This is a genomic window from Kluyvera intermedia (genome assembly GCF_021440345.1).
Taxonomy (GTDB): domain Bacteria; phylum Pseudomonadota; class Gammaproteobacteria; order Enterobacterales; family Enterobacteriaceae; genus Kluyvera; species Kluyvera intermedia_A.
Map to the genome: position 1 here is coordinate 97,277 of NZ_JAKCNS010000042.1, position 15,753 is coordinate 113,029.

Here is a 15,753-nt window from a genome sequence, read left to right on the forward strand (position 1 = left end):
ATGCCCACGCGCTTTGGTATGAATGAGAGCGGGATTTCCCCTTACCCTCTCCCCTTCAGGGAGAGGAGGCCGTCGAGTGCGGTATTAGCCACGCTCCTGCATCAACTGCTGCGCCAACGCTTTCAGTTCCGGCAGGAATTGTTCATCCACCGGCGCAAACGGCTTGCGGCACAGCGGTACGGAAACCACATCCATGTAGTGCAGCACGGTTTTCAACCCACGGAATACGCCGACTTTGATAAGCAGATCGATAACCTTGTTACACTCACGCTGAAGCTCCTGAGCCTTGCCGATATCCCCTTCTTTCAGCGCTTGTACAATCGCCATGTAGCGCCAACCCATAATGTTATAGGTGCTGCCAATACCGCCGTCGGCACCCGCTAGCAGGCCAGAGGCGAAGATTTCATCGTAGCCGTTATAGAGCACCAGATCCGGATGGGCGCGGCGGATCTGATCCATTTGATAAAGATCGCCAGAGGTTTGCTTCAGGGCGCCGACGCCCGGTAGCGTCACCAGCGTGCTAATCTGATCCAGCGTCAGTTTTACCCCGCTCAGCGCCGGAATGTTGTAGACCACCATCGGTAATCCATCAGCTGAATCAATAATGGCGCGGTAATGATCGCAGTGTTCTTCAAAGCTGAACGGGTAGTAGAACGGGGTAACCGCTGAGACAGCATCGAAGCCGTAGCGTTTTGCCGAAGCCGCTAACTGCTGGCTTTCCGCCGTACTCACGCAGCCAACATGCGCGATTAACGTAATCTTTCCTTTGGCTTCTTCCGCCACAATTTCAAGAACTTCTTCACGCTCCACCAGGCTCTGGATAAAAGCCTCACCGGTTGAACCGCCGACATAGACCCCATCAACACCTTGCTCAATGTTAAAGCGCACCAGGCGGCGCAGACTGGCCTGGTCGATTTTCTGCTGGGCATCGAAAGGAGTCAGAAGTGCGGGCATCACGCCACGTAAATTGTTAGCCATACATACCTCGTAGTGATATTTAACTGAATTAACTGTGTACCTTTATACCTGTTATACCAGATAGTTTTTGCAGCAGCGTAATACAGAAAGCTTATTGTGCGATCGACTTCACTAAACCGATCGCAACACGAGGATCATTTACGGGATTTTTTAGCTTTGCCGAAGGCGTGCCAGGTGGCAGAAACGCTATTGAGGTGGGCCTGCAGAGCGCGATCGGCTTCTTCCGGATCGTGGGCACGAATAGCCTCTACGATCGCAATATGCTGTTGATAGCTGACGCTATTATGTTCGTGCAGCTCCTGATCCGCCACTTTAGGGCGTGCCGCAATCAGCCAGTCCAGCAGCGCCACGTGGATCGCCATAAAGATAGGATTGCCTGGGATCTCCGCCAGCACGCGGTGGAAGTCGACGTCGGAACGAATAAACAGCGCATTGTCATCCAGCGACTGGCTGTTAATTTCCAGCGCTTTACTCAGCAGGGCAATTTGTTCATCCGTAGCATGCTCAGCGGCGTAGCGTACCAGGCTTGATTCGAAGAACAGACGCAGCTGTTCGAAATGGGCAATGCCGCCGGGATGCGAGAGAAAATCTTTCGCCATACCGGAGAGTTCACCGATGATGGTGTCCGCCGATGGCCGCGAGACGCGCGCGCGTTCACCGTTGTTGATCTGCACCAATCCTTTGCGCTTGAGCGCAGCCAGCGCTTCACGCACCGAGGGGCGACCAACGTTAAAGAAGGCCATCAGCTCCCGTTCGGACGGCAGCTGCCCTTCTTCACCAAACTCCCGGCGGCGGATCATCTGTTCCAGCTCTTCTTCCACCATTTCAGACAGCTTTTTGCGTGCCAAAGGGCGGCGGCGCAGGCTGTTGCCGATTGTGTCTTCTGAGTTGGAGTCAAATGCGCTCATAGGTACCGTTTAACCTGGGTAGATGGGGAAAATGTACAACGTTTTCATCATATCACAAAAAGTGTAGGGGAAATGAGTGCGGGGATCTGGACGTAGGGCTGAAAAAAAACAGACCCGTTGGGTCTGTTCTTATTACGTTACTTCACGACACGGAGCGCCGGACGGCCACCGCGCGGTGGCGGCGTGTCATCCGGAGAATGGTCATCGTCACTATCAGGCTTATCGCCATCGATGATCGACATCACCGTTTCGCTTCCAGCGTTTTCCACGTTATCGTCGTTGAAACCTTCAGCGTCTTCATCATAAGCCGCTTCAGCTTCAAACATGGTTCCAGCACCGTTCTCGCGCGCATAGATAGCCAACACGGCAGCCAGCGGGACGGAAACCTGACGCGGTACGCCGCCGAAGCGCGCATTAAAGCGCACTTCATCGTTGGACAGCTCAAGGTTGCCCACCGCACGTGGCGCGATGTTCAACACAATCTGACCATCCCGCGCATACTCCATCGGTACGTTTATTCCCGGCTGCATAACATCAACCACCAGGTGTGGCGTCAGCTGGTTGTCCAGCAGCCACTCATAAAACGCGCGAAGCAGATACGGGCGACGCGGAGAAAGCTGTGAAACGTCCATTCAATTAACCCCGGCCAATGCGCATTTCGCGCTCGGCTTCCGTTAAGGACGCAAGGAATGAGTCACGTTCAAAGACGCGCGTCATGTAGCCTTTCAGCTCTTTCGCACCAGCGCCAACCAGCTCAATACCCATAACCGGCAGACGCCACAGCAGCGGAGCCAGGTAGCAATCTACGATGCTGAACTCATCGCTTAAGAAGAACGGCTTCTGAGTGAAGACCGGCGCAATGGCCAGCAGCTCTTCACGCAGCTGTTTACGCGCAGCATCAGCCTGAGAGGCAGAACCGTTCATCACGGTATGCATCAGCGAATACCAGTCTTTCTCGATACGGTGCATGTACAGGCGGCTTTCACCACGCGCAACCGGATAAACCGGCATCAGCGGTGGATGAGGGAAACGCTCATCGAGATATTCCATAATGATGCGAGATTCCCAAAGGGTCAGCTCGCGATCTACCAGTGTCGGAACGCTTTGATTCGGGTTGAGGTCAATCAGATCCTGTGGTGGATTGTCCTTTTCCACGTGCTCTATCTCAAAACTCACACCTTTCTCAGCCAGCACGATGCGGACCTGATGGCTATAGATGTCAGTAGGACCAGAAAACAGCGTCATTACCGAACGTTTGTTGGCAGCGACAGCCATGAAAACCTCCAGGTATAATCAGAATTTGTACTGCTACCAGCCACAACGGCGGCTAGCCAGACGGTAAGCCTCATCTGCACGTTAGACAACATTCTCGTTCACAAACCAAACAAAAAATGAACAATCGCGCGCATTTGGGCAGAAAATTGGATGATAGTCTACCAGATTTTGAACGACTTGTGGTGAGGGGATTCTGGAAAAGCGGAAAAAGAGCCTGTTCACGCCATTTACGGACATAAAAAAACCCGCCGAGGCGGGTTTTTTCGCAAATTGCCCTCTGCCGAAGCAGAAACCAATTAACGTTTGGAGAACTGAGGACGACGACGTGCTTTACGCAGGCCGACTTTCTTACGTTCAACCTGACGAGCATCACGAGTAACGAAGCCAGCTTTACGCAGTTCGCCACGCAGGGATTCGTCGTACTCCATCAGAGCGCGGGTGATACCGTGACGGATCGCACCAGCCTGACCAGAGATACCACCACCTTTAACAGTGATGTACAGATCCAGTTTCTCAACCATGTCGACCAGTTCCAGCGGCTGACGAACTACCATGCGGGCAGTTTCACGACCGAAGTACTGTTCCAGAGAACGTTGGTTGATAACGATTTTGCCGTTGCCCGGTTTGATGAAAACGCGAGCTGCGGAACTTTTGCGGCGACCAGTGCCGTAGTATTGATTTTCAGCCATTGCCTATAATCCCGATTAGATGTCAAGAACTTGCGGTTGCTGTGCCGCGTGGTTGTGCTCGTTACCTGCGTAAACTTTCAGTTTACGGTACATTGCACGACCCAGCGGGCCTTTTGGCAGCATGCCTTTAACCGCGATTTCAATCACACGCTCAGGATGGCGAGCAATCATCTCTTCAAAGGTCGCTTCTTTAAGACCACCGACGTAGCCAGTGTGACGATAGTACACTTTGTCAGTACGCTTGTTGCCGGTTACAGCAACTTTATCAGCGTTCAGAACGATGATGTAATCACCGGTATCTACGTGCGGAGTGTATTCCGCTTTATGCTTACCGCGCAGGCGCAGAGCCAGTTCGGAAGCCAGACGGCCCAGAGTTTTACCGGTCGCGTCAACAACATACCAGTCGCGTTTTACGGTTTCTGGTTTAGCTGTAAAAGTTTTCATTAAAAGCTTACCCAAATAAATTAGTTACACGTTGGTGAACACCCAAACGTTTAGTCAGATGAGGTTCACACGACATTGTCCAGCAAACCTACCCCTTCGAATAGCCTATGCCGGCACATAGAAAGTTTTGGGAAAAAAACTCTCTCGTAACGTGGGGTCGCAAGAGTATAGAGAAGTCGGGGTCAAAGATCGACCCCTTTATGTGATTTGCGCAGGGTTTTATGCCGGGTCTAGCCTCACGGCATATGCGGGCGCTTCAAATACTCCTCGCTCTGCATCTCCTGCAGGCGCGAAAGGCAGCGCTGGAACTCAAACTTCAGCCGTTCACCTTGATAAATGTTGTATAGCTCGACTTCAGCGCTCACCACCAGTTTCACGTGGCGTTCGTAAAATTCGTCCACCAACGCAATAAAACGCCGCGCTTCGCTTTCCAGCATCGGCGTCATCACCGGCACATCAAACAACATCACCGTATGGAACAGGCGCGAGAGCGCAATATAGTCGTGCTGGCTACGCGCATCAACGCACAGGGTCGTAAACGAGACGGCCAGCGTTTGATTCTCTACGCCCAGCGTAGGTAGTTGACGATGATTAATCTCCAGCGTGGTCTGATTCTGCTGCGAGGTACCCGCCAACGCCAGCCACAGTTTATCCATCTGCTGGCGCGTGTCGTTATTGAGCGGCGACAGCCACAGATGCGCCTGGGTGAGCGTGCGCAGACGGTAATCGATACCGGCATCGACGTTCATGATATCGCAATGCGCTTTAATCGCCTCAATCGCCGGCACAAAGCGCGCCCGCTGCAGGCCGTTACGGTAGAGCTCATCCGGCGGAATGTTTGACGTCGCCACCAGCGTAATCCCGCGGGCAAAAAGCGCTTTCATCAAACCACCCAGCAACATGGCGTCGGTAATATCAGAGACAAAAAACTCATCGAAACAGAGCACGTCGGTTTCGGCTTTAAAGCGTTCCGCCACAATCTCCAGCGGGTCACTGTGCCCCTGCAGTGCCGCCAGCTCTTCGTGCACGCGCAGCATAAAACGGTGGAAGTGCAGCCGCTGTTTACGCGTGCCCGGCAGGCTTTGGTAGAACATATCCATCAGCCAGGTTTTGCCTCGCCCCACGCCGCCCCACATATAAAGGCCGCGAACTGCAGCCGGGCTGTCGTTCTCTTTCTTACCCAGCAGCTTACCAAAGCGCGCCTTCAGTCCACCGCCGGAGGCGGGAGCCACTGTTTTGCTTTGAAGTTCCTGGTAAATGACATCAAGGCGGTTTACCGCCTCACGCTGGACATCATCGGGTTGGTGACTGCCCTGCTCGAGGGCCTGAAGATAGCGCGATGTGGGGGACAGGCTTTGCATGATCTAATTGTTATTCCTTTGAAAACCGGTATGTCTTACTTCACGATTGACCAAAAAAAGTCCGTTCTACACTACGCGATGATGCGTCAGGATTCCACTTCTACGGGATTAGCGGTTATAGTGGCACTATCGGGCGTAGGCATGGAGTTGCCGAAGCCGCCAAGACCCTACGGAACAACAAAACAACGGGAGATGTTCATGACCTGGGAATACGCGCTAATTGGGTTAGTCGTCGGTATCATTATCGGTGCCGTGGCCATGCGTTTTGGTAATAGTAAGCTACGCCAGCAACAAGCGTTGCAGTACGAACTGGAGAAAAATAAAGCCGAACTGGAAGAGTACCGCGAAGAGCTGGTCAGCCATTTCGCCCGCAGCGCAGAGCTGCTTGATAACATGGCGGACGATTATCGCCAGATCTACCAGCACATGGCGAAAAGCTCCAGCAACCTGTTGCCGGGCATGTCGCCAGAAGCCAACCCGTTCCGCAACCGTCTGGCGGAATCCGAAGCGGGTAACGATCAGGCTCCGGTTCAGATGCCGCGCGATTATTCTGACGGTGCTTCAGGCCTGCTGCGTAGCGGCGCTAAACGCGATTAATCTGCATTTCAGTTATTTTTTACGGGCGCATGACATGCGCCCGTCCTCTTCTGCGCACGCCGACTATATTTACTTCAATAACATCAGTCTTTTCGGGAAGCATTGTCCTTATATCCAGGGTCATGAGGGCCAGCATCAATGAGCAAATCGACTTTACTGTTAAGTGCGTTAGCGTTAAGCATCGGATTATCTCTTGCCGTACCGGCACCGGTGCTGGCATCGCTACCTACGCAGGTTCCCGGCCAGGGCGCTGTACCAAGCCTGGCGCCAATGCTGGAGAAAGTTCTGCCGGCGGTGGTAAGCGTGCAGGTTGAAGGTACCGCGCCGGTTAATCAGCAGGTGCCTGACGAATTAAAGAAATATTTTGGTGACGATGGCGGCAATGCGGCCAATGAACCTACACAGCAGTTTGAAGGCCTGGGTTCTGGCGTCATCATCGACGCCATTAAAGGCTACGTGCTGACCAACAACCATGTGATTAGCGATGCGCAGAAGATCAGCGTGCAACTTAACGATGGTCGGGAGTTCGACGCCAAGCTTATCGGCAGCGATGACCAAAGCGATATCGCCCTGCTGCAAATCCAGAAAGCCAGCCACCTGACGCAAATCGCTATCGCCGACTCCGACAAACTGCGCGTCGGCGACTTCGCCGTGGCCGTCGGTAATCCGTTTGGCCTGGGGCAGACAGTGACCTCCGGGATAGTCTCGGCACTGGGTCGCAGCGGCCTGAATCTTGAAGGGCTGGAGAACTTTATTCAGACCGATGCAGCCATTAACCGCGGCAACTCCGGCGGTGCGCTGCTTAACCTCAACGGCGAGCTGATTGGCATCAACACCGCCATTCTGGCCCCCGGCGGCGGCAGCGTTGGGATAGGCTTCGCCATCCCGAGCAATATGGCGCAGACCCTGGCTCAACAGCTGATTCAATTCGGTGAAATAAAGCGCGGCCTGCTCGGCATCCGCGGGATGGAAATGACCGCCGATATCGCTAAAGCCTTTAACCTCAATGTCCAGCGTGGCGCCTTCGTCAGCGAAGTTCTGCCGGGTTCAGGCTCAGCAAAAGCAGGGATCAAATCAGGTGATGTCATTACCAGCCTGAACGGTAAACCGCTCAACAGCTTTGCTGAACTGCGCTCGCGCATTGCCACCACCGAACCGGGATCCAAGGTCAAACTGGGTCTGCTGCGCGACGGCAAACCGATGGATGTGGAAGTCACGTTAGATAAGAGCACTTCATCGACTGCCAGCGCTCAGCTTATTATCCCCGCGCTGGAAGGCGCATCGCTGAGCGACGGCCAGGCGAAAAATGGGACGAAAGGCGTTGTCATCTCAAGCGTGGAAAAAGGCAGCCCGGCCGCTCAAGTGGGCCTGCATAAAGATGACGTCATCATTGGCGTGAACCGCCAGCCAACTCAGTCGATAGCTGAGCTGCGCAAGGTTCTGGAAGCCAAACCGGCGGTGATGGCGGTTAACGTACTGCGCGGCGAGGAAAGTATCTACCTGCTGCTGCGTTAATCCTCGGGAAACCGGACATAGCATGGAATGTATGTCCGGTTAAGTCGTGGTATGCTTCGTCCAGTTTCCTTATCAACGATACCGTTATCATGCTTGTAAAGCTCTTACGTTCGGTCGCACTCGGTTTATTGGTCGGTGGCATACTGATTGCCACCGTCCCTTCTTTACGCCAGTGGAATCCATTATCTTCCCAGCGCTTTAGCGGCATGGATGAAGCTCCGGCGAGCTACAACTCGGCGGTGCGTCGTGCAGCGCCTGCGGTAGTCAACGTTTATAATCGCAGTTTGAACAGCAGCACCCATAGCCAGCTTGAGATTAAAACGCTCGGCTCCGGGGTGATTATGGACGAGCGCGGCTACATCATTACCAACAAGCATGTCATCAACGACGCCGACCAAATTATCGTTGCCCTACAGGATGGCCGCGTGTTTGAAGCGCTGTTGGTGGGATCCGATAGTCTGACCGACCTGGCGGTGCTCAAAATTAACGCCACCGGCGGCCTGCCCGTCATCCCAATAAACCCTGGCCGTGTACCGCACATTGGCGATGTGGTTTTGGCGATTGGCAACCCTTACAACCTCGGACAGACCATCACTCAGGGGATCATCAGCGCCACCGGTCGTATCGGCCTGAACCCAAGCGGTCGGCAGAATTTCCTGCAAACCGACGCCTCTATCAACCACGGGAACTCCGGCGGCGCGCTGGTGAACTCGCTGGGTGAACTGATGGGCATCAACACCCTCTCCTTTGATAAGAGCAACGACGGTGAAACTCCGGAAGGGCTGAGCTTTGCTATCCCATTCCAGCTGGCGACCAAGATTATGGATAAGCTGATTCGCGATGGCCGGGTGATCCGTGGCTTTATCGGCATCAGTGGGCGCGAAATTGCCCCAGTCCACGCGCAGGGTGGCATCGATCCTATTCAAGGTATTGTAGTTAACGATATATCGCCAGATGGCCCAGCCGCACAGGCAGGGATCCAGAATAACGACGTGATTGTCTCTGTGAATGGCAAGCAGGCCGTGTCCGCACTGGAGACCATGGACCAGGTGGCGGAGATCCGCCCTGGGTCAGTGATCCCAGTGGTGGTGATGCGTGATGATAAGAAAATAACGCTGCAGGTGACGATTCAGGAATATCCGGCGTCAAACTAAGCGGTTAAACAACAAAAGCAAAGGGGCCAATCGGCCCCTTTGTTATACGCTAAGACCTGAGGTCTTATTTATTGATAAACTCTTCACCCAGCTGAATATCTTTTCTCAGCGTCTCCAGCATACCGTTCAGCGCCTGCTGTTCGTAGGCACTCAGTTTGCCAATAGACTGACGCTCTTCAATGCCATTTTTCCCCAGCAGCAGCGGCTGCGAGAAGAAGCGCGCATATTCGCCGTCACCTTCTACATACGCACATTCCACAACCCCCTTTTCGCCCTGTAATGCGCGGACTAAAGAGAGGCCGAAACGTGCCGCTGCTTGCCCCATTGACAGGGTTGCTGACCCACCACCGGCCTTCGCTTCCACCACTTCGGTGCCTGCGTTCTGGATGCGTTTGGTTAAGTCATTCACTTCTTGTTCGGAGAAGCTAACACCAGGGATTTGCGACAATAAAGGCAGAATGGTCACACCGGAGTGGCCGCCAATCACTGGGACCTCAACATCACCGCAGTTTTTACTTTTCAGCTCCGCCACAAAGGTATTGGAGCGGATGATATCCAGCGTGGTTACGCCAAACAGTTTGTTTTTATCGTACACCCCCGCCTTTTTCAGCACTTCAGCGGCGATAGCCACCGTGGTGTTGACCGGGTTGGTAATGATACCAATGCAGGCTTTTGGCGCGGTTTTAGCAATTTGTTGTACCAGGTTTTTTACAATCCCGGCGTTAACGTTAAACAGATCGGAGCGATCCATGCCGGGTTTACGTGCAACACCCGCTGAAATCAGGACAACATCAGCCCCTACCAGCGCAGGCGTCGCGTCTTCACCTGAAAACCCTTTGATTTTGACATCAGTAGGAATATGGCTGAGATCGACTGCCACGCCAGGCGTGACGGGGGCAATATCATACAGAGAGAGTTCTGAACCTGAAGGAAGTTGGGTCTTTAGTAGTAGGGCAAGCGCCTGGCCAATACCGCCGGCGGCACCAAGGACTGCGACTTTCATCCTAAACTCCTTATTATGGTTAATGACATTCAGGTAGCAACCTGTCGTGGACCGCATAACCAACGCAGGAGAGACCTATTGTTACTCCGTTGCGGCGACCTTAATTCACAAGGTAAATAATTACAATCTAATTGCTTACAGAATGCAGCGTCTCCAGCAGCATTGTTGGGACTACTGCACCACTCCCAGAAAAAGGCCTATCTACGAAACCAAATTTTCATCAACTATCGATTACAATATACGCAGCATGTTGCGTAAAACAACAGCAATTTAATAACAATTCATTTACTTTTAACTTATTTAGATCCCGTGATATAGGCATGTTTCTTAGGTCTAATTTTTGCTAAAATTCCGCCTTTCTCTATTCGAATTAGCCTCTTTAGGCAAATTGTTTGCATAAAAATTCACCTATATGCATAATAATGTTAATTTCACCACCATCCTCGGGTGACTTATGCGAAGTTCAACCAAACAAGAAGAATTAGTTAAAGCCTTTAAAGCCTTACTGAAGGAAGAAAAATTTAGCTCACAGGGCGAAATTGTTCAGGCCTTGCAGGAAGAAGGCTTCGATAATATCAACCAATCCAAAGTCTCTCGTATGCTGACGAAGTTTGGTGCCGTGCGTACGCGCAACGCCAAAATGGAGATGGTTTACTGTCTGCCAGCCGAACTGGGCGTACCGACCACCACCAGCCCGCTTAAAAATCTGGTGCTGGATATCGATTACAACGATTCCGTGGTCGTCATCCACACCAGCCCTGGAGCAGCACAGCTTATCGCACGCCTGTTGGATTCTCTGGGTAAAGCAGAAGGCATCCTCGGCAGCATCGCCGGTGATGACACCATCTTCACCACCCCGGCAAGGGGGTTTAGCGTGAAGGATCTGTTCGAAGCGATTCAGGTTCTGTTCGAACAGGAACTGTAATCCCTCCCCCTCTCTCCTCTGGTGCTTCCAGAGGAGCTGCCTTTCCTTTCTATCCCCATATCTTCAACTACCGTTTCGTTAGCATTTAGTGCGATTCCGCGGCCTAACGCATAGATACAGTGAATATATCCTGACTTAATCGCACAAAATATCAAATTCTTCTATCTTTTTGATTTTACGCATCATTACAGATTCCCTTTGCCAAAATATGCGTTTTTTTATACGTAAATGTTCTAAAAATGACGTTTATTGACATGTAATTACACGCGAAACCATTAGGGGGGTATTAATATTTTGTGTGATTAGTGTATACTTAATTTCGTGATGAGGGTCACAAAACAAAGACCTTCCAAAAAAATTCGACGAGGTGAGTATCATGAAAATCAAAACTACCGTTGCTGCTCTGAGCATCCTTTCTGCTATCTCGTTTGGCGCTTTCGCCGCTGATTCTATCAACAGCGATCAGGCCCAGACCCGTCAGTCAATCGGCACCGTATCCATCGGTTCCGTCGGTTCATCTCCGATGGACATGCATGAAATGCTGAACAAAAAAGCAGAAGAACAAGGTGCTTCGTCATATCGCGTTATCGAAGCGCGTACCGGCGACCATTGGCACGCTACGGCTGAACTGTACAAATAAGTCAGTGTGAAGCAGTACGTCGGCAGTCAATAAATTAAATTACCCACAGCGGTCCAGGAATCAAAAAGATTATCCTCTCACCGCTGAAGAATAAGGTGAGGAGTAAACACTATGAAAAGCGCAATGATTATCGCATCCCTTGGTCTGGCATCCGTTCTGTCTTTCGGCGCAAGCGCCGCAGTACAACAGGTGAACGCAGAGCAGGCTCAGAGCCTTCAACCAATGGGCACCATCTCTGTATCACAGGTTGGTAGCGCCCCGATGGATATGCGTAGTGAGTTAGCCGCAAAAGCTGAAAAAGAAGGCGCTAGCAGCTACCGCGTAATTGAAGCCCGTACCGGCGACCATTGGCACGCTACGGCTGAGCTGTACAAATAAACCCTCGTCGTCTTGTCCGACGACTTGCCCTCGCCCTTATGCGAGGGCTTTTTTTATCCACGCTGAACGTTAAAACGCAGCATTCCTTCCAGTTCTTCTTCCGCCTCATCAAACAGCAGAATCAGCGCACCGTAGCGCCGACGCTGTTTATCATCCAGGTGGATGAATTCAATCTCCAGTGGCGTCGGCATTTGCGGGCTAATGACCGCATCCCATAACGCATCAAGATTGCGAATCTGTTCGCTGTCGAGGGCAAAGAGTCGAGCGAATTCCCGATAAAAATCGCCCTGGTTTTCTATTTCATCAAAATCAAAAGTATAGATTTCCATCTTACGCCCTCTCCCCATCCACCAGGACTAGAGTCCCCCGATGTGTAACGTTTTTACCTCAAGGTACTCTTCCAGCCCCAACACCGAACCTTCACGCCCCAGCCCAGACTCTTTCACGCCGCCAAAAGGCCCAAGCTCAGTCGACACCGCACATTCGTTAATGCCGATCATGCCGCTTTCCAGCGCCTGCGAGACACGGAACACGCGAGAGAGATTCTGAGTATAGAAATACGCCGCCAGGCCGTAGGGGGTATTATTCGCGCGATGAATGACATCGTCTTCATCGCTAAAGCGGAAGCAGGCCGCCAGCGGGCCAAACGTCTCTTCCTGCGCCAACAGCATCTGCTCATGACACTCTCCCAGCACCGTCGGCTGCCAGAAGTTGCCACCAAGCTCATGAGCCTCACCGCCGGCGAGCACTTCAGCACCTTTCGCGACCGCGTCTTCGACATGCTCACGTACTTTTTTGACCGCCGAATCTTCAATCAGCGGCCCAACGACCACCCCATCTTCCAGCCCATTGCCCACTTTTAGCGCCTTAACCGCCGTTGCCAGCTGGCTGACAAAACGCTCGTAGACGCTGTCATGAATATAAAAACGGTTCACGCTGACGCACACCTGGCCAGCATTGCGGAATTTGTTGGCAATCGCGCCCTGCACGGCAGCATCAATATCGGCATCCTCAAACACGATATAAGGCGCATTCCCGCCGAGCTCCATGGAGACTTTCTTCATAGTTTCAGCCGCATTGCGGACCAGCGTTTTCCCGACCGACGTCGAGCCGGTAAAGGAGATTTTACGCACCTCGTGGCTGGCCATAATCGCGTCGCTGATCTCCTGAGTGTTGCCCGCCACCGCATTCAGTACGCCGTCCGGGATCCCTGCTTTCTTCGCCAGCGCCAGCAGAGCAAAGGCGCAAAGCGGCGTGTTGTTGGCGGGTTTTATCACACCAGTGCAGCCTGCGGCCAGCGCCGGACCTAGCTTGCGGGTCAGCATCGCCATGGGGAAGTTCCACGGTGTAATCGCAGCGACCACGCCTATCGGTTCACGCGTCGCGAGAATGCGCGAGCCAGGCTTTGCCGGTGGAATGATTTCACCGTTCGCGCGTTTGCCTTGCTCGGCAAACCATTGGATAAAGCTCGCCGCGTAATCGACTTCGCCTTCGGCTTCTTTCAGCGGCTTACCCTGCTCAATGGTCATCAGCCGCGCCAGCCAACTTTTGTTTTCAATCATCAGCTGATACCAGCGATAAAGCAGCTCTGAACGCGCTTTCGCCGTTTTCGCGCGCCATAGCGGGAATGCCTTAGCGGCAGCGGCTATCGCCTGTTCGGTCTCTTTTTTACCGGCTTTTGCTACTTTCGCCACGACTTCACCTGTTGCCGGGTTGAGTACGTCAAAAGTGGAATTGAGTTGCTGCCATTCACCGTTGACCAGATATCCGGTCTGGAAAAGGTCATTATCCTGCAGTGCTTGCGTGGTCATTACACCCTCCTGAGAAATGGTTCTCTCTAAGTATAGGGTGGGATAGGGAATGTGGGGTTTGCGAAAGGGACCTGGCGTGGTGACACACGCCAGGGAAAAGCGGTTTAACTGCTGGTCAGCGCGCCCTGGTATTTATGCAGCATGACTACCAGACGCTCAACCGGCTCGGTGACCTGCGCCGGGGCTTCCCAGGTGCGCAGCTTCTGCTGATACACCTCAAGCTCGCCCAGCAATCGCGTAAAGTAGTAGCGACGTTTATCATCGTTGCTAGCGGAAATCACCCGGTCAGCGGTACGACGCAGCTGGCGGTGAAATTCAGACAGATCGTCATTCACCGGGATCGGTGCATCGCGCAGGCGCTGGTGCGCAATAATCAGCGTCAGCGCCAGACGGAACTTGGCAATATCACCGGGAAATTTGTTAAGCAGTAAAAAGAGCTGCTGATAAAGTCCCGGCAGATGATTCTCTTTGCGTCGCGCCATGTTAGTGGTCATTGCCGACACGGCGGCAAATACAAACTGGTTTAACAGCACACGCCCCGTACGCAGACGGGAGTTGTCGCGGATCAGCAGAATAACGATGAATGCCATAAAGCAGCCGACGATTTGCCCTAACGCACTGTCGAGGAACTGGCTGAAGTGGAAAGTCATCGGGTTATCCAGCACCAGAATGTTGATGGTACTGGCCAACGCACCGAGCGAACCCAGACGCCTTTTCTGTACTTCAATCCCGATAAAGAAGCACATCACCGCCAGGCTCAGACACAGCAGCAGCATACTTTGCTGAGTGGCAGGGATGACAATCAGGAAGTAGAACGCCCCGATGGGGAGAGCCGCAATAGTACCGTAGAGAAAATCGATCGCCACCATACGCGGGTTCGGCAAACGCATCGCCAGCGAGGTCACCACGGCGATCATCACCATCGCGCCGCTGCCGGAGGTCCAGCCGGTCCACAGCCAGAATAAAATGCCCAACGCACAGGAGACAGTAGTACGCCAGAAGTTGATCATCGCATGATGCCGCTCGGCGGAGTCCGGACGCACCACCACTTCACTTTGCAGGATCTCTTCTTCGCGGGCGCTGATTTTAGCGTTGCCAATCACCCCGCGTTTGAGCAGCAGATAGCGCGTCGCCGCGCCGACCCAGCTGTAAATGGTGACCGGCGTGTCGTGTTCACCTGTCCACGCCAGCACACGACGCATACGTTTGAGCTGGCGATGCACATCCTGCACTGTCTCTACCGGTTCTTCAAACAGCTCACGATAGGCGTCGGTGACAATCTCCGGACGCGAGTTTTGCATGATAAAGGTTTCGCAGGCCTGGGTAATCATGGTCAGCGAAACGGTATTCAACGCTTTCAAACGGCGGTTGGCCCGCGCCCAGCGTGAAGACTCCATATTCAGGTTGCTGCGCATCCCTTCCAGCGCGGCGGTACGGCGACCCAGCGCCAGCCAGGCGCGGTCCATCTCATCACTATCGCCGTGCTTGATGCACAGTTGCATCAGGCGGTATTGATCGATAAGCATGGCGTCGAGTTCATTATCGATCTCTTTTTTGATCGAGCGCGGGGAGAACAGCAGGTCGGCAACGATCGCGCAAATGATCCCGAGCACAATCTCGCTGCAGCGCTCGACGGCAAACTGTGGCGTCAGCAGCGGTTCCGCCTGAATGGTGACGACAATAATTAGCGCCGTATAGCCAGATAACCCCCAGGCGTAGGAGTTCTCGACCCGCACCAGCGACGATACCCAGGTACAAAAACCGGCCCAGATACTGCACACCAGCAGCATTAATAGCGGAGCGCGGATCATGGTGATGATAATGACCAGCGCCGCGATACAGCCGATAAAGGTGCCAACAATACGCAGCATCCCACGATAGCGAATCGCCCCAGCATAGGGTTCACCGCCCGCGGCAAACGCCGGACCGGCCGCAACAATCGCGGCGGTCAGCACGGCCCAGCGCGGTGTTTCAAGCTGGAAGTGAAAGCCAACAAACAGCGCCAGCACCACCGCACAGGCCAGTTTGATGGCAAAGCGAATGTGCTGGTTGGCAATACTGAAAATGCCCATGAC

17 protein-coding genes are annotated in these 15,753 nt (G+C 53.2%); 6 read left to right on the forward strand and 11 right to left on the reverse strand.

The features are described from left to right. Nucleotides 1-84: 84 nt before the first annotated feature. The 7 genes from nanA to zapE all read right to left on the reverse strand — a co-directional run bounded on the left by nanA (nt 85) and on the right by zapE (nt 5,655). The gene (gene nanA / locus LZ634_RS13250; RefSeq protein WP_234505827.1) at nt 85-978 is read right to left on the reverse strand and encodes an N-acetylneuraminate lyase; all 894 of its coding nucleotides are present in this window, start codon (nt 976-978) and stop codon (nt 85-87) included. Between the two features lie 134 nt (nt 979-1,112). Beyond that, nucleotides 1,113-1,886, reverse strand: coding sequence for a transcriptional regulator NanR (nanR, locus tag LZ634_RS13255; RefSeq protein WP_234505830.1), 774 nt, complete (start codon nt 1,884-1,886; stop codon nt 1,113-1,115). Nucleotides 1,887-2,023: 137 nt separating this feature from the next. Then, nucleotides 2,024-2,518: a ClpXP protease specificity-enhancing factor gene (sspB, locus tag LZ634_RS13260; RefSeq protein WP_234505832.1), complete on the reverse strand. Its 495-nt coding sequence runs from the start codon at nt 2,516-2,518 to the stop codon at nt 2,024-2,026. Between the two features lie 4 nt (nt 2,519-2,522). Then, entirely contained in the window at nt 2,523-3,161 is a 639-nt protein-coding gene (sspA, locus tag LZ634_RS13265) for a stringent starvation protein SspA (RefSeq protein WP_234505836.1), read from the reverse strand. Between the two features lie 296 nt (nt 3,162-3,457). Then, nucleotides 3,458-3,850 carry a 30S ribosomal protein S9 gene (rpsI, locus tag LZ634_RS13270; RefSeq protein WP_000829815.1) on the reverse strand — a complete coding sequence of 131 codons (393 nt, stop codon included), beginning with the start codon at nt 3,848-3,850 and terminating at the stop codon, nt 3,458-3,460. Nucleotides 3,851-3,865: 15 nt separating this feature from the next. Then, nucleotides 3,866-4,294, reverse strand: coding sequence for a 50S ribosomal protein L13 (gene rplM / locus LZ634_RS13275; RefSeq protein ID WP_052284015.1), 429 nt, complete (start codon nt 4,292-4,294; stop codon nt 3,866-3,868). 236 nt (nt 4,295-4,530) lie between these two features. Continuing rightward, the gene (gene zapE / locus LZ634_RS13280) at nt 4,531-5,655 is read right to left on the reverse strand and encodes a cell division protein ZapE (protein ID WP_234505838.1); all 1,125 of its coding nucleotides are present in this window, start codon (nt 5,653-5,655) and stop codon (nt 4,531-4,533) included. Nucleotides 5,656-5,853: 198 nt separating this feature from the next. On the opposite strand from zapE, the gene zapG reads away from it, so the two are divergent. The 3 genes from zapG to degS all read left to right on the forward strand — a co-directional run bounded on the left by zapG (nt 5,854) and on the right by degS (nt 8,921). Further along, a complete protein-coding gene (gene zapG / locus LZ634_RS13285; RefSeq protein ID WP_052284013.1) occupies nt 5,854-6,252 on the forward strand; it encodes a Z-ring associated protein ZapG in 399 nt (132 codons plus the stop codon). A gap of 138 nt (nt 6,253-6,390) precedes the next feature. After that, nucleotides 6,391-7,767 carry a serine endoprotease DegQ gene (gene degQ / locus LZ634_RS13290; RefSeq protein ID WP_234505841.1) on the forward strand — a complete coding sequence of 459 codons (1,377 nt, stop codon included), beginning with the start codon at nt 6,391-6,393 and terminating at the stop codon, nt 7,765-7,767. Between the two features lie 89 nt (nt 7,768-7,856). Next, complete coding sequence (gene degS, locus LZ634_RS13295; RefSeq protein ID WP_234505847.1) at nt 7,857-8,921, forward strand: outer membrane-stress sensor serine endopeptidase DegS; 1,065 nt, start codon at nt 7,857-7,859, stop codon at nt 8,919-8,921. Between the two features lie 64 nt (nt 8,922-8,985). On the opposite strand, the gene mdh is transcribed toward degS, so the two are convergent. Then, the gene (gene mdh, locus LZ634_RS13300) at nt 8,986-9,924 is read right to left on the reverse strand and encodes a malate dehydrogenase (protein ID WP_234505850.1); all 939 of its coding nucleotides are present in this window, start codon (nt 9,922-9,924) and stop codon (nt 8,986-8,988) included. A gap of 454 nt (nt 9,925-10,378) precedes the next feature. On the opposite strand from mdh, the gene argR reads away from it, so the two are divergent. The 3 genes from argR to yhcN-B all read left to right on the forward strand — a co-directional run bounded on the left by argR (nt 10,379) and on the right by yhcN-B (nt 11,867). Beyond that, on the forward strand, nt 10,379-10,849 hold the full coding sequence (argR, locus tag LZ634_RS13305; RefSeq protein WP_234505853.1) for a transcriptional regulator ArgR: 471 nt from the start codon (nt 10,379-10,381) through the stop codon (nt 10,847-10,849). A 376-nt stretch (nt 10,850-11,225) separates the two neighbouring features. Then, the gene (gene yhcN / locus LZ634_RS13310) at nt 11,226-11,489 is read left to right on the forward strand and encodes a peroxide/acid stress response protein YhcN (RefSeq protein WP_234505856.1); all 264 of its coding nucleotides are present in this window, start codon (nt 11,226-11,228) and stop codon (nt 11,487-11,489) included. 111 nt (nt 11,490-11,600) lie between these two features. Further along, on the forward strand, nt 11,601-11,867 hold the full coding sequence (yhcN-B, locus tag LZ634_RS13315; protein WP_234505858.1) for a DUF1471 family stress response protein YhcN-B: 267 nt from the start codon (nt 11,601-11,603) through the stop codon (nt 11,865-11,867). Between the two features lie 53 nt (nt 11,868-11,920). Here the strand turns inward: yhcN-B and LZ634_RS13320 are convergent, their stop codons facing one another. The 3 genes from LZ634_RS13320 to aaeB form a co-directional block, all read right to left on the reverse strand. Further along, nucleotides 11,921-12,196, reverse strand: coding sequence for a barstar family protein (locus LZ634_RS13320; protein ID WP_061281586.1), 276 nt, complete (start codon nt 12,194-12,196; stop codon nt 11,921-11,923). Between the two features lie 27 nt (nt 12,197-12,223). Continuing rightward, nucleotides 12,224-13,678, reverse strand: coding sequence for an NAD-dependent succinate-semialdehyde dehydrogenase (locus tag LZ634_RS13325; RefSeq protein WP_234505863.1), 1,455 nt, complete (start codon nt 13,676-13,678; stop codon nt 12,224-12,226). Nucleotides 13,679-13,782: 104 nt separating this feature from the next. Beyond that, nucleotides 13,783-15,750, reverse strand: coding sequence for a p-hydroxybenzoic acid efflux pump subunit AaeB (gene aaeB, locus LZ634_RS13330; RefSeq protein WP_234505866.1), 1,968 nt, complete (start codon nt 15,748-15,750; stop codon nt 13,783-13,785). Nucleotides 15,751-15,753 lie beyond the last annotated feature (3 nt).